Annotated in this window: 30 protein-coding genes and 1 tRNA gene; 11 read left to right on the top strand and 20 right to left on the bottom strand. The window is 65.5% G+C overall.

From position 1 onward, the window contains the following. The first annotated feature begins 91 nt into the window (after window positions 1-91). Entirely contained in the window at window positions 92-643 is a 552-nt protein-coding gene (locus WBB14_RS27990; RefSeq protein ID WP_332011949.1) for a TIGR00645 family protein, read from the top strand. Between the two features lie 141 nt (window positions 644-784). Here the strand turns inward: WBB14_RS27990 and WBB14_RS27985 are convergent, their stop codons facing one another. From WBB14_RS27985 to WBB14_RS27965, 5 genes are all read right to left on the bottom strand, one after another. Continuing rightward, window positions 785-991 (bottom strand): cold-shock protein, encoded by a 207-nt coding sequence (locus tag WBB14_RS27985; RefSeq protein ID WP_006225311.1) that lies wholly within the window; start codon window positions 989-991, stop codon window positions 785-787. Window positions 992-1,324: 333 nt separating this feature from the next. Next, window positions 1,325-1,888 carry a DUF924 family protein gene (locus WBB14_RS27980; RefSeq protein WP_424242643.1) on the bottom strand — a complete coding sequence of 188 codons (564 nt, stop codon included), beginning with the start codon at window positions 1,886-1,888 and terminating at the stop codon, window positions 1,325-1,327. A 229-nt stretch (window positions 1,889-2,117) separates the two neighbouring features. Continuing rightward, window positions 2,118-2,321: a cold-shock protein gene (locus tag WBB14_RS27975; RefSeq protein ID WP_006220190.1), complete on the bottom strand. Its 204-nt coding sequence runs from the start codon at window positions 2,319-2,321 to the stop codon at window positions 2,118-2,120. A 375-nt stretch (window positions 2,322-2,696) separates the two neighbouring features. After that, a complete protein-coding gene (locus tag WBB14_RS27970) occupies window positions 2,697-3,017 on the bottom strand; it encodes a hypothetical protein (protein ID WP_013394609.1) in 321 nt (106 codons plus the stop codon). 93 nt (window positions 3,018-3,110) lie between these two features. Further along, entirely contained in the window at window positions 3,111-3,509 is a 399-nt protein-coding gene (locus WBB14_RS27965) for a hypothetical protein (RefSeq protein ID WP_424242642.1), read from the bottom strand. 125 nt (window positions 3,510-3,634) lie between these two features. Here WBB14_RS27965 and WBB14_RS27960 point away from each other — a divergent pair, with 125 nt between their 5' ends. Then, the gene (locus WBB14_RS27960; RefSeq protein WP_424242641.1) at window positions 3,635-3,934 is read left to right on the top strand and encodes a DUF2513 domain-containing protein; all 300 of its coding nucleotides are present in this window, start codon (window positions 3,635-3,637) and stop codon (window positions 3,932-3,934) included. 10 nt (window positions 3,935-3,944) lie between these two features. Here WBB14_RS27960 and WBB14_RS27955 read toward each other — a convergent pair whose 3' ends face one another. The 3 genes from WBB14_RS27955 to WBB14_RS27945 form a co-directional block, all read right to left on the bottom strand. Continuing rightward, window positions 3,945-4,217, bottom strand: a complete 273-nt coding sequence (locus WBB14_RS27955; RefSeq protein ID WP_424242640.1) for a hypothetical protein — start codon at window positions 4,215-4,217, stop codon at window positions 3,945-3,947. Between the two features lie 96 nt (window positions 4,218-4,313). Next, entirely contained in the window at window positions 4,314-4,700 is a 387-nt protein-coding gene (locus WBB14_RS27950) for a RidA family protein (RefSeq protein ID WP_424242639.1), read from the bottom strand. Between the two features lie 23 nt (window positions 4,701-4,723). Next, on the bottom strand, window positions 4,724-5,881 hold the full coding sequence (locus tag WBB14_RS27945; RefSeq protein ID WP_424242638.1) for a DSD1 family PLP-dependent enzyme: 1,158 nt from the start codon (window positions 5,879-5,881) through the stop codon (window positions 4,724-4,726). 98 nt (window positions 5,882-5,979) lie between these two features. Between WBB14_RS27945 and WBB14_RS27940 the strand changes: the two genes are divergently transcribed. Then, on the top strand, window positions 5,980-6,885 hold the full coding sequence (locus WBB14_RS27940) for a LysR family transcriptional regulator (protein WP_424242637.1): 906 nt from the start codon (window positions 5,980-5,982) through the stop codon (window positions 6,883-6,885). Here the strand turns inward: WBB14_RS27940 and WBB14_RS27935 are convergent. Together WBB14_RS27935 and WBB14_RS27930 are read right to left on the bottom strand one after the other, a co-directional pair. Continuing rightward, window positions 6,882-7,280, bottom strand: coding sequence for a RidA family protein (locus WBB14_RS27935; protein WP_424242636.1), 399 nt, complete (start codon window positions 7,278-7,280; stop codon window positions 6,882-6,884). The two genes, WBB14_RS27940 and WBB14_RS27935, sit on opposite strands and share 4 nt — an antisense overlap. A 62-nt stretch (window positions 7,281-7,342) precedes the next feature. Beyond that, entirely contained in the window at window positions 7,343-8,533 is a 1,191-nt protein-coding gene (locus WBB14_RS27930) for an MFS transporter (RefSeq protein ID WP_424242635.1), read from the bottom strand. Window positions 8,534-8,624: 91 nt separating this feature from the next. Between WBB14_RS27930 and WBB14_RS27925 the strand changes: the two genes are divergently transcribed. The 4 genes from WBB14_RS27925 (at window position 8,625) to WBB14_RS27910 (ending at window position 11,724) form a co-directional block, all read left to right on the top strand. After that, a complete protein-coding gene (locus WBB14_RS27925; protein WP_424242634.1) occupies window positions 8,625-9,209 on the top strand; it encodes a TetR/AcrR family transcriptional regulator in 585 nt (194 codons plus the stop codon). Window positions 9,210-9,326: 117 nt separating this feature from the next. Next, complete coding sequence (locus tag WBB14_RS27920) at window positions 9,327-10,769, top strand: MFS transporter (protein WP_424242633.1); 1,443 nt, start codon at window positions 9,327-9,329, stop codon at window positions 10,767-10,769. Between the two features lie 93 nt (window positions 10,770-10,862). Further along, on the top strand, window positions 10,863-11,171 hold the full coding sequence (locus WBB14_RS27915) for a hypothetical protein (protein WP_332016183.1): 309 nt from the start codon (window positions 10,863-10,865) through the stop codon (window positions 11,169-11,171). Between the two features lie 121 nt (window positions 11,172-11,292). Further along, on the top strand, window positions 11,293-11,724 hold the full coding sequence (locus tag WBB14_RS27910; protein WP_424242632.1) for a shikimate kinase: 432 nt from the start codon (window positions 11,293-11,295) through the stop codon (window positions 11,722-11,724). 28 nt (window positions 11,725-11,752) lie between these two features. On the opposite strand, the gene WBB14_RS27905 is transcribed toward WBB14_RS27910, so the two are convergent. Next, window positions 11,753-13,408: an intermembrane transport protein PqiB gene (locus WBB14_RS27905; protein WP_424242631.1), complete on the bottom strand. Its 1,656-nt coding sequence runs from the start codon at window positions 13,406-13,408 to the stop codon at window positions 11,753-11,755. A gap of 173 nt (window positions 13,409-13,581) precedes the next feature. Here WBB14_RS27905 and WBB14_RS27900 point away from each other — a divergent pair, with 173 nt between their 5' ends. Continuing rightward, the gene (locus WBB14_RS27900) at window positions 13,582-14,067 is read left to right on the top strand and encodes an N-acetyltransferase family protein (RefSeq protein WP_424242630.1); all 486 of its coding nucleotides are present in this window, start codon (window positions 13,582-13,584) and stop codon (window positions 14,065-14,067) included. A 24-nt stretch (window positions 14,068-14,091) separates the two neighbouring features. Here the strand turns inward: WBB14_RS27900 and WBB14_RS27895 are convergent, their stop codons facing one another. The 9 genes from WBB14_RS27895 to WBB14_RS27855 form a co-directional block, all read right to left on the bottom strand. Next, a complete protein-coding gene (locus WBB14_RS27895; RefSeq protein WP_207464409.1) occupies window positions 14,092-14,400 on the bottom strand; it encodes a carbohydrate isomerase in 309 nt (102 codons plus the stop codon). A gap of 66 nt (window positions 14,401-14,466) precedes the next feature. Further along, window positions 14,467-15,324 (bottom strand): 3-deoxy-8-phosphooctulonate synthase, encoded by an 858-nt coding sequence (gene kdsA, locus WBB14_RS27890; RefSeq protein ID WP_424242629.1) that lies wholly within the window; start codon window positions 15,322-15,324, stop codon window positions 14,467-14,469. A 93-nt stretch (window positions 15,325-15,417) separates the two neighbouring features. Next, window positions 15,418-15,981 carry a cytochrome b gene (locus WBB14_RS27885; RefSeq protein ID WP_424242628.1) on the bottom strand — a complete coding sequence of 188 codons (564 nt, stop codon included), beginning with the start codon at window positions 15,979-15,981 and terminating at the stop codon, window positions 15,418-15,420. 77 nt (window positions 15,982-16,058) lie between these two features. Beyond that, entirely contained in the window at window positions 16,059-16,748 is a 690-nt protein-coding gene (locus tag WBB14_RS27880) for an MgtC/SapB family protein (protein ID WP_424242627.1), read from the bottom strand. A 51-nt stretch (window positions 16,749-16,799) separates the two neighbouring features. Beyond that, entirely contained in the window at window positions 16,800-17,513 is a 714-nt protein-coding gene (gene aqpZ, locus WBB14_RS27875) for an aquaporin Z (RefSeq protein ID WP_173147179.1), read from the bottom strand. Window positions 17,514-17,768: 255 nt separating this feature from the next. Next, window positions 17,769-18,161, bottom strand: coding sequence for a VOC family protein (locus WBB14_RS27870; RefSeq protein WP_424242626.1), 393 nt, complete (start codon window positions 18,159-18,161; stop codon window positions 17,769-17,771). A 140-nt stretch (window positions 18,162-18,301) separates the two neighbouring features. After that, window positions 18,302-18,631, bottom strand: a complete 330-nt coding sequence (locus WBB14_RS27865; protein ID WP_424242625.1) for a hypothetical protein — start codon at window positions 18,629-18,631, stop codon at window positions 18,302-18,304. A 42-nt stretch (window positions 18,632-18,673) separates the two neighbouring features. Further along, window positions 18,674-19,006, bottom strand: coding sequence for a cupin domain-containing protein (locus WBB14_RS27860; protein WP_424242624.1), 333 nt, complete (start codon window positions 19,004-19,006; stop codon window positions 18,674-18,676). 257 nt (window positions 19,007-19,263) lie between these two features. Continuing rightward, window positions 19,264-19,350: transfer RNA gene (locus WBB14_RS27855), tRNA-Leu, on the bottom strand. Between the two features lie 47 nt (window positions 19,351-19,397). Here WBB14_RS27855 and dapC point away from each other — a divergent pair. From dapC to dapE, 3 genes are read left to right on the top strand one after another with little or no spacing between them, the layout of a single operon-like run. After that, window positions 19,398-20,594, top strand: coding sequence for a succinyldiaminopimelate transaminase (gene dapC, locus WBB14_RS27850; RefSeq protein ID WP_424242623.1), 1,197 nt, complete (start codon window positions 19,398-19,400; stop codon window positions 20,592-20,594). 24 nt (window positions 20,595-20,618) lie between these two features. Then, window positions 20,619-21,440 carry a 2,3,4,5-tetrahydropyridine-2,6-dicarboxylate N-succinyltransferase gene (gene dapD, locus WBB14_RS27845; RefSeq protein ID WP_332016195.1) on the top strand — a complete coding sequence of 274 codons (822 nt, stop codon included), beginning with the start codon at window positions 20,619-20,621 and terminating at the stop codon, window positions 21,438-21,440. Beyond that, entirely contained in the window at window positions 21,441-22,580 is a 1,140-nt protein-coding gene (dapE, locus tag WBB14_RS27840) for a succinyl-diaminopimelate desuccinylase (RefSeq protein ID WP_424242622.1), read from the top strand.

Raw genomic sequence — 22,580 nt, 5'->3', positions numbered from 1 at the left:
CGTTCAAAAAAAAACTGATATCTGCGGCAACGCGGCATTGATAGAATTGCGCCCGCCTTTTCCGCACACACCACACGGCTCGCACCCACAAATGAACTCCAACACCCCTCCCCGCCTGGGACTATTGCCCAGCCTAATCTTCAGCTCGCGCTGGCTGCAATTGCCCCTGTACCTGGGCCTGATCGTCGCGCAAGGCGTCTACGTCATGCTGTTCCTGAAAGAGCTGTGGCACTTGGTGACGCACGCCAGCGGCTTCGGCGAAATGGAGATCATGCTGCTGGTGCTGGGCCTGATCGACGTGGTGATGATCTCGAACCTGCTGGTCATGGTGATCGTGGGCGGCTACGAAACCTTCGTGTCCCGCCTGCGCCTGCAGGGCCACCCGGACCAGCCGGAATGGCTCAGCCACGTGAACGCCAGCGTCCTCAAGGTCAAGCTGGCGATGGCCATCATCGGTATCTCCTCGATCCATCTGCTGCGCACCTTTATTGAAGCAGGCACGCTGGGCACGCCCAACGCGCGCTTCTCCGAGGCAGGCGTGATGTGGCAGACCATCATCCATGCGCTGTTTATCCTGTCGGCGCTGGGGATCGCGCTGGTCGACAAGCTGGCCACGCCGCCGGCCGCCCACGCCAAGCACTGACGCGATATCAGCCTCTCCGCGCGCCTCACCCGCCTTGCGGGACGCCTCGGAGCCAGGAAAAAAAAAGCCCCCGCACATTGCGTGCGGGGGCTTTTTTCTGGGCGGAGCGCCGGGCCGGCCCGGGGCGCTGCCCTGCGAAGGTCAGGCCGCTACCTTGATGTTCTTTGCGCTGGGACCCTTGGGGCCGGTACCGACCTCGAAGGTGACGCGCTGGTTCTCCTGCAGCGACTTATAACCTTCGCTGCGGATCTCCGAGTAGTGAGCGAAAAGATCCTTGCTGCCGTCGTCGGGCATGATGAAGCCATAACCCTTTTCGGCGTTGAACCACTTAACGATGCCGGTTGCCATGGAATGTCCTTGAACCTAGAAAAAGCGATTACTCGCGGGGCGCCAGATCATCAAGGATGGGAGAGGAAGCAACCGCAGCACCACTGACGGCGACAAGTGAAACGCAGACCGCGTCGCTTGAAAATCTCGCTGAACCCAGTGTATTGGCGAACCCCGAAAAACGTCAAATATCCACAAGTTTGGCTGCGACGCCAAAGCGGCAGAATGCCAGGCCCGGCAAGGCTTCGCGCCGGTGCTACCGCCTTGAAATTTTCAACTTGCCACGCGCGGACACAAGCAGATACCTGGCACCGCGCCGCGGCTCAAGCGCCCTTTCGCACAACCCCGGCGCGGCTATCCGGCGAAGCCGCCGGAATCGAGAAATTCCTGCTCGGCCTGCGAGGTCTGCCGGCCCAGCGCGGCATTGCGATGGGGAAAGCGTCCAAAACGCTTGATGATGTCGCGATGCAGGACCGCCCAACGCAGCGTATCGGCATCCAGCGGCTCCATCAGGGCTACGCCGCGGTTCTGCGCCGCGAGGCTTTCGGCGTGCTCGAAAGGCAGGTAGAAGAACGGACGCAGTTGCGCGTCCACCGCCAGGTCGTGGCCCGCGGCAATGGCTCGGTCAGCGAAATACTGGGCCAGCGGGTCCGTGGCGAACATGTGCGCGGTGCCGCGGTAGGCATTGCGGGGGAACTGGTCCAACAGAATCATCAGCGCCAGGGCGCCCGTGGCGTCGTCCAACCACGCATCCAGCTGGCGCGCTGCGGCTGCCATGTGGGCGGCCTCGAAACGGCTGCGGAAGGCCGCATCGAATTCCGCGTTCTTGCTGAACCATTGCTGCGGACCGGCATCGAGCCAGAACGCGACCACGTCCTGGGCTTGCGGGGCAATCTGCGTGGAAAAAGAAGAAGTCATGAAAGCGCAAATCCTGAAGTCTGGGCAAGGCCGACAATAACAGAGACGCGAGCCTGGATTTGGCGCATGCACCAAATGAATGAATCAGGTGCAACTTCAGTATCAGGATTACCGCACTTTAGGGATTACCCTGACATTACTGGCAGACAGATACTTTCCATGTTTAGGAAACGCTACCGCAGAAAACAAAAAAGCCCCACGAAGGGGCTTCTACCGAAAACTCAGACCCTTACAGGACCTGGATCTTCGTGGCTTGCGGGCCCTTGGGGCCATTGGCCGTCACAAAGCTGACGCGCTGGTTCTCTTCCAGAGACTTGAAGCCCGAGCCCTGAATTTCGGAGAAGTGAGCGAACAGATCCTTACCACCCGCTTCCGGAGTGATGAAGCCATAGCCCTTTTCCGAGTTGAACCACTTGACGACGCCGGTTTCCATACTGTATTTCCTAGAGATAATGGGCAAATGCCCGGAGGTCACGAATCAATCAAGGAGGGGACAGTAGAACAATAACGCTGAGCCGGAAAAGGCACGGCACTGAACGAAAATCGCAACGCTTGTGATCGTGTGCCGACACTATCGTTAGGTTCCCCTCACAAGTCAACATAATCCTAAAAAATGCGTGCCAATAATGCAACAAAGAGAAACTGCACGCGGATTTCACACATTTTCATAGGCAATAAGAAGTCCTGCATAGGTGTTTACACCCACGCATCATAAAAAAACAATCAAGGCTTATATAAATGCCGCCTGCCCGCGTACGAGGATTTCTTCATACGCCGTTCGGGCTAGCACTTTGGTTTGCCGCCAGGCTTACTCGTCGATAGGTAAACCCAGCAGATCGAGCGCCGCGCCAAAAGCATCGGGGCCCGAGCAAAGGAAAACCGCCACGTCGCCGGGATTCATATTCTCCAGGACTTGGTCGATCTGTTCTTGCGCATTATCAACATTGTCGACACTGGAGGCGTGTATGTCAGCCCCTGCTTCGACCTTTTCACGCGGCACGATGTCTGCGATTGCATTGAGGTCCGTCACGCCATCTACGACGTAGACGCTGATGCTCTCGCCATCCAGCGTGGTGTGCAGCTCGACGCCGCCCGCTATGTCGGCAACCTGCCGACTTACTATTTCCATGATCCATCTTCCTTGATTTGCGGGCACCGCCCGCCTGGGCACGCACCTTGCAGGTGCACTCTCACGCCCAGGCGCGACTATAACAGCCTTGGGCTAATGCTTCTTGACAGTAGGACCAAGTGATTGCCGCGCGGCCCCCGAGGTGGCGGCGACGGAACGGGTGCGCACCCCGGCATCGGCCAGCGCGCGGGCCAGCGGCTTCTGCGCCGCCAGGAAGGCACCCTTCTCTTCGCCGACAAGCTTGCAGATGAACATCTGCGCCAGCAGCTGCATGCGGCGGGCCTTGCGGTTGTCGGCCTCCTGGGCGAGCCAGTCGCCGACCCAGGCCGCCGCCGCGTCGGCATCGCCCTGCAACTTGATATGGCCAAGCAGGTCGAACACGGTCACGCCGTCGATGCGGCCGTCCTCGCTGCGGGTGAGAAAGAGCTTGGCGGCCTGGCCCGTATAGCCGGGGACCAGCGCGAGGCAATCGCGCTCTGCGGGTTTCTTCATGGGATCTGCATGTGTCGGTTATCGAGAACCCTGGACTGTAACCCGGCTACGCGGCCTGTCGCGTAGCCGCAATGGATCTCTGCTATCGTCGCCCTATCTTTTACCCCCAATCAATGGTGGACATCATGCAACGCGATTTCGATCTGGTCGTCACTATCCTTGGCGCCCTGCGCGACGCCCCGGGCCCCAACCTGAGCACGCACGACATCAAGAACGTGGCCCTGGCGCCCCATCCCGAAGAGCAGGGCCTGCAGGTGATTGCACACCACCTGGACTTGCTGGAAGACGCGGGCCTGGTCAAGCAGATCAGCGAAACCGCGGCCACCGCCGGCGCGACGCGCTGGCGCATCACCTGGAAGGGCTATGACGCCCTGGAACAGGATGAAGAGGACGAAGACGACGAGGATTTCGACGCGGAAGAATAAGGCGCCAGGCTCAGCGGCGCTGCAGGATGCGCCGCGTCAGCAGCGACGCGGCGGCGCCGATCACCAGGCTGAACATGAAAGCGGCGATCGACAGCATCGCCGAGAGCTCGCTGAAGCCGCCGTGGCGGGACAACAGGAACACCGCCACGCCCACCGCCGCCGCCAGCGCGGCAACCCCCAGCAGCACATGCTTGACGGAGCCCAGGCGGCCGCATAGCGAGCCGCCAACCAACGCCGCCGCCACCATCGCGGCCATGGACCAGAACAGGTATTCGTACTGCATGCGGACGGTCTCCCCCGAAGGTATTGAGGCGCAGGCATTATAGGCGTCGCCTCGGACGCGTCCGCGCTGCGCGGCGCCGCAGGAGCGGCCCGGCCGCTAAGCCACGGCGACCGCGCTGATCTCGACCAGGGCGCCGTAGTGCAGCTCGCGGGTGGGCACGATGGCCCGCGCCGGCCGGTGGTCGCCGAAACACTCCTCGTAGACCCGGTTGACCTCGTCCCAGAGCGCCACATCAGGGATGTACACCGTCACGCTGGCGACCGCGGCTAGCGAGGCGCCCGCCGCTTCCAGGATCGCGCGGACGCTGCGCAGCGCCTCCCGGGTCTGCGCGGCCGCGCCGCTGGCCAGCGCGGGCCGTTCCCCAGGAGCCGCGGGCGGCAGAAATCCCAACTGCCCCGAAACGAAGATGAAACCGTTGGCGCGGACCGCCTGCGAATAATGGCCGGCGGGCGGCGTGGCCTGATGCGTATGGATGAGTTCCATGCATGCCTCCTCTTGAATGACGGCTACCAGCCGCGAAAACGTTCCCAATGCGCCACCACTTCGGGCGAGCCGGGGCGTATGACCTCGTAGGCTTCATGCTGGGCGCAGGTGGCGCAGGCGTGGTTGGGCACGATGCGCAGCTTCGCGCCCAAGGGCAGCTCGGGCAGGGCCGCGCCGCTGCCGGGACGCACTTTGATGATGCCCTGCTCCTGGTTGGTCTCGGCCAGCAGCAGGTCGGGATAGACCGTGCCATCCGCGTCGCACACCAGGCCGTACAACTGGTCCACCCGCTGTTTGGCGGTGCCGCGGTCGCGCGACATGGCCATCCAACCGGCGTCTACCAGGATCCAGCCCTTGTCGGGCTGATGGCCGATCACGGTGGTCAACACGGTGGCGGCGATGTCGTCCACCGAGCACACGCCCAGCCCGGCCATCACCAGGTCGAAGAATACGTACACCCCGGCGCGGACTTCCGTCACGCCATCGAGCTTGCGGGCGAAATGCGCGGTAGGCGTGGACCCCACACTGACCACCGGACATGGCAGGCCGGCCTGGCGGATTGCCGCGGCGCAGCTGACGGCCGCCAGGCGTTCCTGCTCGGCCATGTCGGCAATGGCTTCGACGCTGTCGCAACCATAGGACTCGCCGGCGTGGGTCATGACGCCCCTCAGGCACGCGCCATCCTCGTGCAGGACCCGCGCGATCGCCAGCAGTTGCGCCGTGTTGCCCGGCTGCACCCCGGCACGGTGGCCGTCGCAGTCGATCTCGATCAGCGCGGGGATGGCGTCGCCCTCCTCCCGCCCCCGCTGGGCGACGGCCCGCGCCGCCTCCAGGCTGTCCACCACCACGGTGAGATCCACGCCGCGCCGGCGCAGCGCCAGCACGCGGTCCAGTTTGGCAGGCGACACGCCCACGGCGTAAAGCAGGTCGGTGACGCCGGCGGCCGCGAACTGCTCGGCTTCCTGCAGCGTGGACACGGCCGCGGGGCCCTGCGGCGTGGACATGAGCCGACGCGCGACGTCGATGGATTTGGGCGTCTTCAGGTGCGGGCGCAATTGCACGCCGTGCCCGGCCATCAGCGCGTTCAGTCGCTCGATGTTGCGCGTCATGCGCGTTTCATCCAGCAGCAGGCATGGCGTTTCCAGGGTGGCGAGGGAGGAAGGCGTGGCGTTCTGGTTCATGGCGCTCTCGGCATGGCGAATCGGAATGGCTGAAGTATGGCGCGGCGGCGGTTCCGCGTGTTTAATCTGGACTTAATCATCCATTAATCCATGCCTGCATGATTACCACCGAAGACCTGCGCTTCTTCCTCAGCCTGGCAGCGACCCGCTCGCTGGCCGAAGCGGCGCGCGCGCTGGACGTGACCCCGCCCGCCGTCACCCAGAGGCTGCACACGCTTGAGAAACGGCTGGGCGTGAGGCTGGTCAACCGTTCGGGACGCGGCACCGCGCTGACCGACGAAGGCCGGCTGCTGGCCTTGCGGGCGGAACAGATCTGCGGCGAACTGGGCGATCTGGCCGACGAACTGGCTGGGCGCCGGGGCGTGGTGGCGGGCCATCTGCGCGTGGTCGCCCCGTTGGGATTCGGCCAGCGCTACATCGCCGGGCTGGTTGCGGAATTCCGTAACCAGAGCGCCGACGTGACCGCCAGCCTGACCCTGTCCGACGGGCCGCCGCGGCTGGCTTCCGATGACTGGGATGTAATGGTCCATATCGGCGAGCTACGCGATTCAACCCTGGTCGCCTACCCGCTGGCGCCCAACCGCCAGATCCTGTGCGCGTCGCCCGCCTATCTGGCGCGGCGCGGCGCTCCCGCCAAGCCGGAAGATCTGCGCGCGCATGACTGCATCGCGCTGCGCGAAAACGATGAAGACGTGACCTTGTGGCGCTTCAAGCACGGGCGCGGCCCGGCCGTGGGGGTGCGCATTGCGCCGGTGCTGTCGAGCAATGCGGGGGAAACCGCCGTGGAGTGGGCCCTGGCCGGACACGGCATCATGGTCCGGTCGGAGTGGGACGTGGCGGCGCATCTGCAAGCGCGCGCGCTGGTGCCCTTGCTGCCCGGCTGGAGCCTGCCGTCGGCCGACGTGGTGGCCCTGGTGAAGTCGCGCCAGGAACTGCCGGCTCGGACGGCGGGTTTCCTGGCCCATCTGCGCGCCGCCTTTGCTGCGGCGCCCTGGCGCGGCTAGTCCAGCATGGCCTCCGCCTCGATCTCGATCAGCCATTCCGGCAGCGACAGGCCGCTGACGATGACCCAGGACGACGGCGGGGGATCCTGCTTGAAGCGGTCGCGCAGCGCCTGGGCGATGACTTCCTGATCTTCCCTGGCCGTTTCGCAGATGTAGATGCGCAGCATGATGACCTGCGCCAGGGTGCCGCCGGCCGCCGCGAGCACGCGCTCGACATTGTCCAGCGCGGCCTCAGTCTGCTCCTGCAGGCCCGGCCCCGCCGTGTGCTCGTTGGCATCGACGCCAACCTGGCCGGACAGCAGCATGCGACGCTGCCCCGTGACGATGACGGCCTGGCTAAAGCCGTATTGCACGGTGTTGGGCACGGTATCGGGATTGACGACGATTCTGGACATGAGCTTCTCCGGGCGGCGCGCCTGAACAGGCGCCGAAGCTGCCATTCTATCGACCCGCTACCTCAGCCGCCGGCGCGTCCGGCACCGGGGCCGCGCCCGGCCGGCAAGGCGGCCAGCAGCACGATCGCTCCCGCGCATACCGCCGTCCAGAACCCCGCGCCCACGCCATGGTGGTCGACCACCCAACCCGCCAGCGCCGCGCCCGCCGCCACGCCTGCGCCCAGGCCGGTCACCAGCCAGGTCAGGCCCTCCGTCAGGCGATGGCCGGGCACGCTGCCTTCCACCAGCGCCATCGCGATGATCATGGTCGGCGCGAAGGACAGGCCGGCCAACAGCACGCCCAGCGCCAGGGTGAGCAGATCGTTCACCAACAGCAGCGGAACCGTGGTGAACGCCGTGACCGCCGCCGCAACCACTAGGAGGCGGGCAAGCGGCATCTGGAACTTCAGCACGCCGAACACCAGGCCAGCGACGCAGGAGCCCAGGGCATAGGCGGACAGCACCAGGCTGGCGCCGGCCGGAAAGCCCTGCTGGCGGGCGAATGCGACGCTCAGGACATCGATGGTGCCGACGATCACGCCCATGGCGGCCATCATGGCAAGCAGGGAGCGCATCGGCGGCATGCGCAGCACGGACGCCAGGCGCCCCTCCGGCCTGAACCGCACGGCGGGCGCGGTGGCGCGCTGCAGGACGAAGGCCGTGACGCCCACCGCAAGCAGCAATGCCGCGAACAGCGGACCGGCCTGCGGAAAGAACAAGACGCTCAGGCCGACGGCCAGCGGCGGACCGACAATGAAACTCAGCTCGTCGGCCACGGACTCCAGCGCATAAGCGGTCCGCAACTGCGGCTGATCCCTGAAGATCTCGGTCCAGCGCGCGCGTATCATCGCCGGCATGCTGGGCAAGGCGCCCGCCAGGGCGGCAAAGAGGAACAGGGCCCAATCGGGCGCGCCCCATTGCACGCAAGCCGCCAGGCCGATCAGCCCTGCGACGCTGAGTCCCGCCGCCACGGGCAGCACCCTGCCCTGGCCATGGCGGTCCACCAGACGGGAAATCCGCGGAGCCAGCAAGGCAGTGGCCAAAGCGAAGGTGGCCGCGACGCCGCCCGCCAGCGCGTAGGCGCCGCGTACTTCGGACAGCATGGTGATGATGCCTATGCCGATCATGGGCAGAGGCAGGCGCGCAACGGCGCCGGCCAGGACAAAACCCAGGGCGCCGGGCGCCTTGAACAGCTCACGATACGGATTCGACACCGGAAACCTTTGAATGCCATGGACAGCGGCATCGTATTCACATACGATGCGTATGTCAATTTACATACGTCCCGTATGTTTGGAGAGGAACATGACGCGTTCCCGCGCCGAGATGATAGAAGCCACCCGCGCGAAACTGCTGGCCACGGCCCGGCAAGCCTTCCGCGACGCCGGCTACGCGGCCACGTCGATGGACGATTTCACCGCGGCCGCGGGACTGACCCGGGGCGCGCTGTACCACCATTTCGGCGACAAGAAAGGATTGCTCGCGGCGGTGGTCGAACAGATCGACGGCGAAATGGACCAGCGCCTGGCCGCCATCGCGGCGCGGGCGCCCGACGCCTGGAGCGCCTTGCGCGGGCGCTGCCGCGCCTATCTGGCGATGGCGACGGAACCCGAGATCCGGCGCATCGTGCTGCAGGACGCGCGGGCAGTGCTGGGCGCGGCGGCTGACGGTTCGCAGCAGCAATGCATTGCTTCGCTGGGCGCGCTGCTGCAAACGATGATGGACCGGGGCGTGATCGAGCAGGCGGCGCCACAGGCGATGGCGCGGCTGATAAACGGCAGCCTGGTCGAAAGCGCCTTCTGGATCGCGCAGGATCCCGCGGATGGCCCGCGTCTGGCACAGGCTTTGCAGGCGCTGGAACTGCTGCTGCGCGGCTTGCGCAAGCCCTGACCGCGGCCGCGGGAATGGCTGCGGCGCGGCAATACGGCGTTTGCGGTTGCGCCCAGGCATGCGTATTATCCAATATAAATCTTGTTTAAATATTTTCTCTCGAAGGCGGAAGACCGCGTGAGCACCGGCACAACCCATGTTTCAAGCGCGTCCTGGGCAGATCTGCTGCATGGGACCAATGCCCTGCGCTCCATCGCGCTGGCGGGCGGCGTGGCGTTGCACGCCATCAACGTCTACATCGTCACCACCATCCTGCCCAGCGTCATCAAGGACATCGGCGGACTGGAGTACTACGCCTGGAACACCACGCTGTTCGTCGTGACCTCCATCGTCGGGTCGGCGTTGTCCGCCCGGCTGATCGAAACGCTGGGGCCGCGCGCGGCCTATCTGCTCGCTGTCGCGGTATTCACCGTCGGCTCCGTGGTGTGCGCGCTCGCGCCCAGCATGCCCATGCTGCTGACCGGACGCAGCATCCAGGGCCTGGGCGGCGGCATCCTCTTCGCGCTCAGCTATGCCTTGATCCGCCTGGTGTTCGAGGCGCCGCTCTGGTCGCGCGCCATGGCCCTGGTGTCGGGCATGTGGGGCGTCGCCACGCTGTGCGGGCCCGCCATCGGCGGCGTTTTCGCCCAGACCGGGCACTGGCGGCTGGCGTTCTGGGCCTTGCTGCCCGTCGCCGCGGGCCTGGCCGCGATCGTGGCCCTCAAGGTCGGCGGCAAGGAATCGGTTCCGCCGGCCCGGCCGAGCTCCCTGCCCCTGACCACGTTGGGGCTGCTGGTGGCCAGTGTGCTGGCGATCACGCTGGCCAGCCTGTCGACGGATCTGCGCTGGAACCTTGCAGGCATTGCCGCCGGACTGGCCATCGCCGCGCTGATCGCGGCGGTGGACAAGCGCGCCGTGAAGCGGCTGCTGCCTACCGGCGCCTACTCCATCGGGACGCCGCTGGGCGCGTTGTACGCGGTCATGTGCCTGGTGGTGGCCGCCATCACCACCGAAATCTTCGTGCCGTATTTCCTGCAAGTGATCCATGGCATGACGCCCCTGGCCGCCGGCTACATGACGGCGGCCATGGCGGCGGGCTGGACCCTGGCGGCCATGCCCAGCGCCACCCGCAGCGGCCCCGCCGCCAACTTCCTGGTGCGACTGAGCCCTGTGGTGATCCTGGCCGCGCTGGCCGCCCTGGCCTGGATGACACCGCGCGCGGCGCAGTTGCAGTCCTACCCCGGGCTGGCGGTCTATGTGCTGGCGCTGGCCGGCGTGGGCTTCGGTATCGGTCTGAGCTGGCCGCATCTGCTGACGCGCATCTTCACCGCTGCGCCTGCCGGTGAAGAAACCTTGACCTCCTCGTCCATCACCACCGTGCAGCTTTACGCGACCGCATTGACGGCGGCGCTGGCCGGCGTCATCACCAACAGTGCGGGCCTGGCGGATCCCGGTGGCGTGGCGGGCGCGCAGCATGCGGCGCAGTGGCTGTTCGCGGCGTTCGCGCTGGCACCGGCCGGGGCCTTGCTGCTGCTCGGCCGGATCACCCGCAACCACGCGCCTGGCGCCGTCCAGGAATAGGCTACAGCGGGCCTGCCTATGCCCACCAAAGGAGGTATGGAAGGCCCGGGCAGCTTTTGCTACGCTGGGCTCCATCTGCAAGGGGTCCTCGCCATGATCAACAGAATCCGCGTGCTGACCGTACAGCCTTCGTCGCTCTCGGCGCGTTTTGCATTCCTGGGAATCGCCCTGCGCTGGACGCTGGGCGCAACGCCGCGCCCCTCCCGCCTGCTGATCGGACCGCACGATCTCGAGCCGGTGGGCTCCGAGGCCGCGTTCTGGCAATTCGCCTTGCGCCACGCCTTTGTCGGCCGTTCCTTCCTGGTGACGCGCGGCGACCGCTGGGACCTGGCGGCTTCCGTGGACGGCGACGAAGTCCGCGCTTTCGGCCGCAAATTCGCCTTGCGGCAATGCCTGTTCTGACTCGGCCGGTCCGGGCGCTGGTACGCTTACGCGCCCGCCAGCCCTGAAAGGACCCGCCATCTCTTATCCCGACACCACCGTCATCCATCTCAACGGTCCGATCAACAGCGGAAAATCCACGGTGGGCGCCGCCTTGGCCGCCCTGCTGCCCGCCGCGCGCTTCATCGACGGAGACGACCACGACGCCCCCAGCCATCTGCCATACCCCGAGCAATGGGCGCTGGCGCTGGCCCGTATCACTGACCTGATCGCCACGACGCAGGACCGCTATCTGGTCATTGCCTACCCCTTGGAACAGGACAGCTACGAACAGATACTGGCTGCGTGCCAACAACGTTCCGCCCTGCTGCGGGTAGTGACGCTGGCGCCCACGCTGGCGGCCGCCCAATCGGACCGGGGCGGACGCATACTGACCGACTGGGAGCGCCAGCGCATCGCGCAGATGTACCTTGAAGGCTATGCCGCGCGTCCGTTCAGCGACTTGGTGCTGGACACCTCGGGCACGGATGCGCAATCCAGCGCCCGCCAGATTGCGCACTGGCTTGGCGAATAGCCAGGTCCGCCTGCGACGCTGACGAGCCCTAGCGCGCCGGCTGGCGCTGGTACGGGGCGTCCGGGGCGCGGCCGCGCAGCAGCGACTCCGGATGCGCTTGCAAGTAGTCGGCCAGCTCGCGCAGGGACCGCGCCGTGCGCGACAGCTCCTGCAGGACCGCGTTGGCATTGACCGGCAGGCCGGCATCGGGACTCAGCACGCCTCCTACGGCGGCCAGCGATTTGCCGGCCTGGCGCAACATGGCTTGCGCCTCGGGCGCCAGGCGGGTATCCAACCCCTTCATCAGGCTGGAGGTGGCGCGCAGCAACTGGCCTAGATCGGCCCCCAGGCCTTCGAACGGCACCCTGTCCAGCTTGGTCAGGATGCTGTTGATCTGCTGCTGCAGCTGATCCAGATTGTTCGGCACGGTGGGAATGTAGGGGTCCTCTTCCATCTTGAACGCGACCGGCTTGGCGTCCGGGAACACCGCCAGCGCAACGTACAGTTGGCCGGTCAGCAGGTTGCCGATGCGCAGCTGCGCGCGCAGGCCTTGTTCGATCAAGGTAGCGAGCAGCTTGCCGCTGGGATGCTCCAGCGTCGAACCCGAGTATTCCTTGATTTCCTCCACCGTCTGCGCGCCCAGGCGCTCGGGATAGACGGTGGCGCCGACCAGCGCGTAGAACTGCTTGATGGCGGGATCGAACTCCAGGCGGATCGAGTCCACCTGGCCGATGGCTGCGCCATAAGCGTCGATGGGCGCGCCCACCACCAACCCCCGCACCGACTGGTCAAAGCGCATGCGGATGTGCAACGGCGCGCCATCGGGTTGGGCGCGGGCTGCGCCTTCCGACGGGAAAATGGTGAACTCCGCGTCGGCCTTGGCCGCCACGTGCGCATGCTGCTCGATGGTGTCGAACGCGACGCCCCCCACGATGACCGACAGCAGGGACTGCGAGCGCACCTGCAGGCCGCGCGCGTCGACGCTGAAGTCCACGCCGCTGGCGTTCCAGAAGCGCGTGGCGCTGTTGACGTAGTCGTCATTGGGCGCGTCGATGAATACCTGCACGTTGACGCCCTCGCCGCTGCTGTCCAGGTGGTAGGCGACCACCTGCCCCACCGCGATGCGCCGGAAGTAAACAGGCGAGCCCACGTCCAGCGAGCCCAGGTCGCGGGCCCTGAGGGTGTAGCGCTTGCCGGCGCGGTCCTGCGCCACTTCGGGCGGGGTCTCCAGTCCGACGAAGCTGTGCTTGGAGGCCCGGTTCTCTCCCTCCTGGCGGAACTGGTCGGACGGATCCACGCCGATGTATGCCCCGGAGAACAAGGTACTCAGCCCCGACACGCCGCTCAAGGTCAGCCTGGGCCGCACCACCCAGAACACGGTCCCCTCCTGCAGCAGGCTGGCGGCTTCCTTGTTGATGCGCACGGTGGCGACGATGCCCGAGCGGTCGGAATTCAAGGTCACGCGCTCGACCACGCCGACGTTGACTTCCTTGTAGCGGACCTGGGTCTTGCCGGCTTCCAGCCCTTCGGCGGTCTGGAAGCTGATGGTGGCCGTGGGGCCCGCCTCCATCCAGACGCGCACCACCAGCGCCAACCCGCCCAAGGCCGCGATGAGCGGCACCAGCCAGATCCATGACAGGCGACGCCTTTTACGGCTTGCTGCAGGCGTGCTGGCGGTGGCGGTGGCGGGGCCAGGCTCAGGCATGGGAGATGTCCCCTGTTGTACGCATTGGACTCGAGGGCAGAACGCTTTCAAGAATCGCCCCCGAGCGCCCACCGCGCAAGTAAGGGTATTCCCGAAATCGACGGGCCAGACATGCATGCGCGCGACCGGATTCACGGGTAGGATTAAGCCCCCTAAAGTAGTAGGAAGTACCCGTGACTATCGAAATTCGTCCGGCCGTCGCTTCGGATGCGGCCCAGATCCATGCGTTCATCACCGAGCTGGCCGTGTACGAGCGCGCCGCTCATGAAGTGATCGCCAGCGCCGAAGACGTCGCGCGCACCCTGTTCGCCGAAGGCGCGCCGTCCAAGGCCCTGATGTGCCTGCTGGACGGCAAGCCCATCGGCTACGCCGTCTACTTCTACAGCTATTCGACCTGGCTGGGAAAAAACGGCATCTATCTCGAAGACCTGTACATCACGCCCGAGCAGCGCGGCATCGGCGCGGGCCGCGACCTGCTGCGCCACCTGGCGCAAGAGGCGGTGGCCAATGGCTGCGGCCGGCTGGAATGGAGCGTGCTGGACTGGAACACGCCCGCCATCGATTTCTACAAGTCGATCGGCGCACTGCCGCAAGACGAATGGGTGCGTTACCGGATGGCCGGAGACGCCCTGCTCAATTTCGCGCAGGGCCGGCGCTAGGCGCTGCCAGCCGACCCGACCGGATCAGAATTCCGGCAGGTCGAACAGCGTATAGAGAGTCGAGCTGGGAACCGGCACGGACGCGAGATGCTCGCGCCCGTCGTCATCCACCAGCACGCGCACCGGCCGCAGCGCCACGCTCATGCCGTCCTGGCTGATGGCGGTTTCGACTTCCGCGCCGTCCTTGATGGCCTCGATGACTTCGGATGCCGCCGCCGTCACCGGTTCAGTGACCCAGCCGGGGACGCCGCGTTCGGCCTGGCCCCAGCGCACATACGCCACGTGCCCGCTTACGGGCTCTTTTCGAACGGCGACGATCACATACAAAGACATCCCGGCCTCCCCGATGATAGGCCCGGATCGTATAACAACTTTGCGCAGCCGTTATGACCGCCAGTCTCAAGGTTCGATGTCGATGGGGGCAAAGGACTTCACCAGGTCGTCCAGCCTCTTCAGCTGGGTCAGGAAGGGCTCCAGCTTGTCCAGCGGCAAGGCGCTGGGGCCATCGCACTTCGCGTTCTTGGGATCGGGATGGGCTTCCAGGAACAGGCCGGCCAACCCCACGGCCATGCCTGCGCGCGCCAGTTCGGCCACCTGTTCGCGGCGGCCGCCGGACGCGGCGTCCAGCGCCGAGCGCTGCTGCAAGGCATGCGTGACGTCGAAAATGAGCGGCCGGTTGCCGGACACTTTCTTCATCACGCCAAACCCTAGCATGTCTACAACCAGATTGTCATAGCCGAAGCTGGTGCCGCGGTCGCACAGGATCAGCTTGTCGTTGCCGGCCTCGGTGAACTTCTCGACGATGTTCAGCATCTGACCCGGGCTCAGAAACTGCGGCTTTTTGATGTTGATGACGCGCTGGGTCTTGGCCAGCGCCACAACCAGGTCCGTCTGCCGGGCCAGAAAGGCCGGCAGCTGCAGGATGTCGACGACCTCGGCCACGGGAGCCGCCTGCCAGGGTTCATGCACGTCGGTGATGACGGGCACGCCGAATTCCTTCTTGACCGCTTCGAAGATCTTCATGCCCTCTTCCAGGCCCGGACCGCGGTAGGAATGGATGGAGGAACGGTTGGCCTTGTCGAACGAGGCCTTGAATACGTAGGGGATGCCCAGCTTGCGTGTGACGCGCTGGTACTCCTCGCAGGCCCGCAGCGCCAGATCCATGGATTCCAGCACATTGATGCCGCCGAACAGCACGAAGGGGCGATCGTTCGCGCAGTTGATCGTGGAGGAGATAGACACTTCTGGGGCGGTCATGATGGGTGCATCCTGTGGAAATTGGGCAGTGATAGTGCGTAATGTACAACCTGCCCGGCCCGGCTTTCACCCCCCGCCTTTATCACGCCCGCCTCAGCGGCTGGCAAGCATGCGGCGCAGCACCCCGTCGCGCAGGAAGTAATGGTGGAAGAGTCCGGCCAACGCGTGCAGCAGCGCCAGCGCGATGATGCACCACGCCACGGTGTTGTGCAGTCCGCCGATGAAGCGGCGCTGCTCGTGGTCGATGGCGATCAGCGTGGGCACGTCGAACAGGCCGAAGAACGCGAACGGCTCGCCCTGCGCCCAGCGGAACAGGAAGCCCAGCACGATCTGCGTCGCCATCAACAGGTACAGCAATCCATGTACACCCGTACTAGCCAGACGCAGCCAGCCCCGGGACGGCGGCGGCAAGCGCCTGCCCGCGGTGAGGCGCCAGACGGCGCGCAGCACGAACACGGCGGCGAACAACAGGCCGAATGAAATGTGCAGGTGCTGCAGCAAGCGCCGCGTGGGCGTGTCGCGCGGCAGAAAGCCCCAGATTTCGGCCAGCGCGAACAGGCTCACCACCAGCGCCGCCGTCAGCCAGTGAAACGCGATGGTCACCCGGTCATAGTGCGCAAGGCCGGCAGGCGCGGTGGGGGGAATCAGTGTGGTCAAGGAATACGCTCGTCATCTGGGATTAGGTGTGCAAGCGTATTGACATCGGACTTACGGCGTCCTGATTCCGACCGGCCTCAGGCGTTGCCGGTGTCCGAGGTCCATCTGGCCGAGTAGGTCTGCGGCAGCAGGCTGAGGCTGCCCACCAATTGCTCCACCCGCTCGTCTTCCTGGCGCATGGAATAGACCACCGCGGTCACTTCGGAGCGGCCGCCGTCACGCTGCTGGCTTTCCACGCCGCGCAGGCGCAGGCTGTGCTTGCCCAGGGCGTTCAGCAGCTCCGCCCGCACCAGGGCTTCATCGGTGGAGGCGCAGGTCAAGGCAATGTTGTAGTAGCGCTCTTCGGTTTCCGCTTCGGGCACGTAGCGGTCCACCAGCCTGGCGCCGCGCCGCAACAGCACGTTGGTGACCAGAATCAGCGCCGTCACCGCGCTGGCTTCGGCCAGGAAACCGTAACCGGCCAGCACGCCCACCGCGCCGGTGGCCCAGATGGTGGCCGCCGCGCTCAGGCCTCGTATGGTCAGGCCGTCCCGCATGATCAGGCCCGCGCCCAGGAAGCCAATACCGGTCACGACCTGGCTGCCCAGGCGCATGTCGTTGCTGGCATCCAGCAAGGCGGGCAAGGCGGTATAGGCGGCCGCGCCCAGCGAGACCAGCGCATGCGTAACTACGCCTGCGTAGTTCTGCCGCCATTGGCGCTCGACGCCGACGGCGGCGCCCAGCAGCATGGCCAGCGCGAAATTGATGGCAATCGTAAATTCGTTCATGGGACCAGGATCAAAGATTTGGCCCCATTATCGCCCGGCGCTAGGTCAGGCTTAGCTGCGTTCCTGCGCCGGATCGCTGACCAGCCGGTAGGCGATGGCGCCGACGATCGCCCCGACTATCGGCGCGACCCAGAACAGCCACAGCTGCTCCAGCGCCCAGCCGCCCACGAACAACGCGGGGCCGGTGGAACGGGCAGGATTGACCGAGGTGTTGGTCACCGGAATGCTGATCAGGTGGATGAGCGTCAGCGCCAGTCCGATCGGGATCGCCGCAAAACCGGCGGGCGCACGCTTGCTGGTGGCGCCCAGGATTACGAAGATGAAGCCCGCGGTCAGCACGACTTCCGTCACCAGGGCGGACACCATCGAGTACTTGCCCGGCGAATAGGCGCCGTAGCCGTTGGCTGCGAAATGGCTGCCCTTGAGATCGAAGCCCAACTTGCCGCTCGCGATGCAGGCCAGCACCGCCGCGGCCACGATCGCCCCCAGAACCTGGGCGATGACGTACGGCAGGATTTCCTTGGCGGGAAAACGTCCGCCCGCTACCAGGCCGACAGTGACGGCCGGGTTGAAATGCCCGCCGGAAATATGGCCCACCGCGAACGCCATGGTCAGCACGGTCAGGCCGAAGGCCAGCGCCACACCCGCGAAACCGATGCCCAGCTCGGGGAAACCGGCCGCCAGCACCGCCGCGCCGCAACCTCCCAATACCAGCCAGAACGTGCCAAAGAACTCCGCGCCGCAACGCTTAGAAAGCGAATACATTTCGACTCCCCGAAAAACGAAAATGCAACGGTATCGCGGGGCGGGAACGGCGACTTTAAAGCAATGTAAATCTTGACAATTCTTGAGCGCAGCCGGACGCAGACACCCCTGCCGCAATCACGGTAACGTCGCCACGCGAGCTAGGGGATCGCCTGAACCGGCTAGACGGAAAGGTGCAGGCGGGAAAGGCTCGGAAGATCCCGGCTGCGCCGGACGGCATCCGGCGCATGGCCTGCACTGCGGCAACGAATGCGCCTAGCCGTGCACGGGCGTGCAAAGCTCCACCAGCGTGCCGTCCGGACAACGCACATACGACACCACCTGCCCCCAGGGCTTGGGCACGGGCGCGCTCATTTCCGTTGCGCCGGCCGCAAGCGCGCGGGCGTGCGCGGCAGCAACGTCGTCCGTCACGAAAGCCACTTCCATGCCCAGAGGCTCGGCCGAAGCGGAAGCCGCCACATGGCCGCCATGGAAATTCGCCTCACCCAGTTCGTGCGCGGCGAACGACAGCGTGGTCTCGCCGGTTTCCAGTTCGCCGTAGGTCTGGGATTCATGCAGAAAACGCCTCGCGAATCCGAACGCCTGTTCAAAAAAGGACAGCGATGCGGCGACGTCGGGCACGTAGATGATGGTGTATCCGAATTTCATGGTTCGTCCTGGTCTTGGAAATGGGCGGCGTGACCTGGGCAGGCGTATCAAGCCTGGTCCGGGCCAATGGTCAGATTGAACCAGATTGCTGTATTTTTATCCAGTATTTTGATGAATCGCCCAGTCCCTCGCGTGCCAGCCTAGGCCGCAATTTCTTCCAGCCCGCCGCTGGACCACCGGTCGACGTCGCGGATCAGGCAGAGCAGGAATTGGGTGTAAGCCGTGTCCAGCGCCAGCAGCCACGCCGAGCTGTCGTGGCGGGCGCACGATGCGCGGATGGCGCATTCCAGCGTTTCTGCCAAACGGCTGACCGTGGCGCCAGACATACGGAAACAGATCGGCGCCTGGCAGGAATGCCGGTGGGCATGCCGCAGCGCATTGTCGCGCGCCTGCGCCGTGGCCTTCGCATTGGCAACGTCCCGCAACAGGCGGTTCAGGATTTCGCACCAGTCGGCCAGCAACTCATGCACGGCTCACCTCGCAGGGAACGCGTATGGGCAGGATCGGAGAGCTTATTCGGCGGCGTGCAGCACCGTCACCAGCACGGTGGCGTCGCGCACACCCAGCAAAGCGTGCGGCTCGTGGGCGGCCAGCGCCATGAGCTGGTCTTCGCGCAATTGGCGGATGCCATCGCGCGATGTCACGCTCACCTCGCCGGTGATGCACTGGATGGTGATTTCGCCCGCCACGGCGTGTTGCGGGAGGCCCTTGCCCGCAGGCAGCACCAATTGCAGCAATTGCATGTGCGCGGTCTTCATCAGGCTGACGCTGACGGCCTCCCCGTGCTCGCGATGCGGGGTGCGCAGATCGATGACATCCAGAAATGCAGCGTGCTTGAGCGCCATGGGAGGCTCTCCTTATCGTGCTGTTTTGGGTGCTGTGTTTGATGCGGCCGAGGCGCCGTACGAGAGGCCGTCCGCCGCGCCGCCTGCCGGCAAGCTTTCACCGAAGAGCGCGAAGATATATCAAAAATGCGCTTTCGGCACGGGAGGTTATCCCTAAGCGAGAGACCCGTGCCGGCAAAAAAAAGCCCCCCGGCACGGATGCCGAGGGGCTTTCAGGACACTGTTGGCGTTATGCCAGGTCAATACCCAAATAGGGTTGGTGCGAAGGAGGGGACTCGAACCCCTACACCTGTTACGGCGTCAGGACCTAAACCTGGTGCGTCTACCAATTTCGCCACCTTCGCTTTAAGCCAAGCCCGCTATTGTAGCTTGCTTGTTAAAATCTTGCGTCATGAATCCGCGCCTCGATGCCCTACACCCCTATCCGTTCGAAAAACTGCGCGCTTTGCTGGCTTCGGCCAGCCAGCAGCCGGACGGTCTGACGCCCATCAATCTGTCGATCGGCGAGCCCAAACACGCCGCGCCCGAACGCGTCGGACAGGCCATCCGCGACAGTCTCGCGGGGCTGTCCGTGTACCCGTCCACCAAGGGCGACCCGGCGCTGCGCCGGGCGATCTCGGAGTGGCTGGCGCGGCGCTACAGCATCCCTGCCCCCGATCCAGAAACGCAGGTACTGCCGGCGCTGGGCTCGCGCGAGGCGCTGTTCGCGTTCACGCAGACCGTCATCGACCCGTCGGCCGCCTCGGTGGTGATCTGCCCCAACCCCTTCTATCAGATCTATGAAGGCGCGGCCCTGCTGGCGGGCGCCACGCCCTACTTCGTCAACGCCGATCCGGTGCGCAATTTCGCCAGCGACTGGAACCAGGTGCCGGACGACGTCTGGAAGAAGACGCGCATGGTGTTCGTCTGCTCGCCGGGCAATCCGGCCGGCAACGTCATGTCGCTGGACGAATGGGAAACGTTGTTCGAACTGTCCGACCGCCACGGCTTCGTGATCGTCTCGGACGAGTGCTATTCCGAAATCTACCTGGACGAGGGCAACCCGCCGCTGGGCAGCCTGCAGGCGGCGCGCCGCCTGGGCCGGGACTCCTACCGCAACCTGGTGGCATTCTCCAGCCTGTCCAAGCGTTCCAACGTGCCGGGCCTGCGCTCGGGCTTTGTCGCGGGCGACGCCGCGCTGATTGGCCGCTTCCTGCTGTATCGCACGTATCATGGCAGTGCCATGAGCCCTATCGTGTCCGCGGCCAGCATCGCGGCCTGGACTGACGAGGCGCACGTGAAGGACAACCGGCGCCTGTACCGCGAGAAGTTCGACGCCGTCGTGCCCATCCTGCAGAAGGTGCTCGACGTGTCCCGCCCGCAGGCCTCGTTCTATTTGTGGGCAGCCACGCCCGGCTCGGATACGGCCTTCGTGCGCGACCTTTTTGGCCGTACTGGTGTTACCGTGCTGCCGGGCAGCTTCCTGGCGCGCGAGGCGCACGGCGTGAACCCCGGCCAGGGCCGCATCCGCATTGCTTTGGTGGCGCCTTTGGCTGACTGCGTGCAGGCAGCCGAGCGCATCGCCCATTTTGTGCATACTTCCGTTTGATCAACCTTTAAAAGCTGAGCCGCTATGACTCTCGACCTGCAGACCACCATCGAAAAAGCCTGGGACGACCGGGCCAACCTGTCGCCCGCCGACGCCAGCGCCGAAGTGCGCGAAGCGGTCGAGCGCACCATCGACGGCCTGGATCTGGGCCGCTTGCGCGTGGCCGAGAAAATCAATGACGACTGGGTCGTGCACCAGTGGATCAAGAAGGCTGTGCTGCTGTCGTTCCGCCTGAACGACAACGCCATCATGGGCCAGGCTCCGCTGCAGTTCTACGACAAGGTGCCGCTCAAGTTCTCGGAATACGGCGACAACGCCTTCAAGCAAGGCGGCTACCGCGTGGTGCCGCCGGCCGTCGCCCGCCGCGGCGCCTATCTGGCCCGCAACGTGGTGCTGATGCCCTCCTACGTGAACATCGGCGCCTACGTCGACGAAGGCACCATGGTCGACACCTGGGCCACCGTCGGCTCCTGCGCCCAGATCGGCAAGAACGTGCACCTTTCCGGCGGCGTGGGCATCGGCGGCGTGCTGGAACCCCTGCAAGCCAACCCGACCATCATCGAAGACAATTGCTTCATCGGCGCCCGCTCGGAAGTCGTGGAAGGCGTGATCGTCGAAGAGAACTCGGTGCTGGCCATGGGCGTGTTCCTGTCGCAAAGCACCAAGATCTATGACCGCGCCACCGGCAAGATCACCTATGGCCGCGTGCCCTCGGGTTCGGTCGTGGTCCCGGGCTCGCTGCCGTCGGCCGACGGCTCGCACAGCCTGGCCTGCGCGGTCATCGTCAAGCGCGTCGACGCGCAGACCCGCGCCAAGACCAGCATCAATGATCTGCTGAGGGCGTAAATGAGCACTGCCGTACTGGATCTGGTCAAGGACCTGATTGCCCGCCCTTCGGTCACGCCGGCCGATGAAGACTGCCAGGCGACGCTCGCTGCACGCCTGGAGCGCATCGGCTTTACCTGCGAAACCATCGCCCAGGGCGGAGTCACCAATCTGTGGGCGCGCCGCGGCAACGCGGCGCCGCTGACCGTGTTTGCCGGTCACACGGACGTGGTGCCTCCGGGTCCGCGCGAAAAGTGGGACAGCGACCCGTTCGTGCCCACCGAGCGCGATGGCTACCTGTACGGCCGCGGTGCGGCCGACATGAAGAGCTCGATCGCCGCCTTCGTGGTGGCGGCCGAGGAATTCGTGGCGGCCCACCCGCAGCATGGCGGCTCGATCGCCCTGCTGATCACCTCCGACGAGGAAGGCCCGTCCATCGACGGCACCGCCATCGTCTGCGACGCGCTGAAGGCGCGCGGCGAACAGATGGACTATTGCATCGTCGGCGAGCCCACCTCGGGCGACGTGCTGGGCGACACCTGCAAGAACGGCCGCCGCGGCTCGCTGTCGGGCAAGCTCACGGTCAAGGGCATCCAGGGCCACGTGGCCTACCCGCACCTGGCGCGCAACCCCGTGCACCAGTTGGCACCGGCCCTGGCCGACATCGTCAACATCGAATGGGACCAGGGCAACGAGTACTTCCCGCCCACCACGTTCCAGGTGTCCAACCTGAACTCGGGCACTGGCGCCACCAACGTGGTGCCGGGCGAGGCGGTGGCGCTGTTCAACTTCCGCTTCTCGACCGCCAGCACGCCGGAAAGCCTGCAGGCGCGGGTACACGAAGTGTTGGACCGCCATGGCCTGGAATACGCGCTGGACTGGGACCTGGGCGGCGAGCCCTTCCTGACCCCGCGCGGTTCGCTGACGGATGCGCTGGTCTCGGCCATCCGCGACGAAACCGGCGTAACGGCCGAGCTGTCCACCACGGGCGGCACGTCCGACGGCCGCTTCATCGCCAAGATCTGCCCGCAAGTCATCGAGTTCGGTCCTTGCAACGCCACGATCCACAAGGTCAACGAACGCGTCGAAGTCGCGTCGCTGGATCCGTTGAAAAACATTTATCGGCGCACGCTGGAAAACCTCCTGCTACAGCCTAAGTAA

Source organism: Achromobacter sp. (assembly GCF_049647645.1).
Taxonomy (GTDB): Bacteria; Pseudomonadota; Gammaproteobacteria; order Burkholderiales; family Burkholderiaceae_B; genus Achromobacter.
The sequence above is the reverse complement of the archived record's forward strand: the minus strand, read 5'-3'. Positions and strand labels throughout refer to the sequence as shown.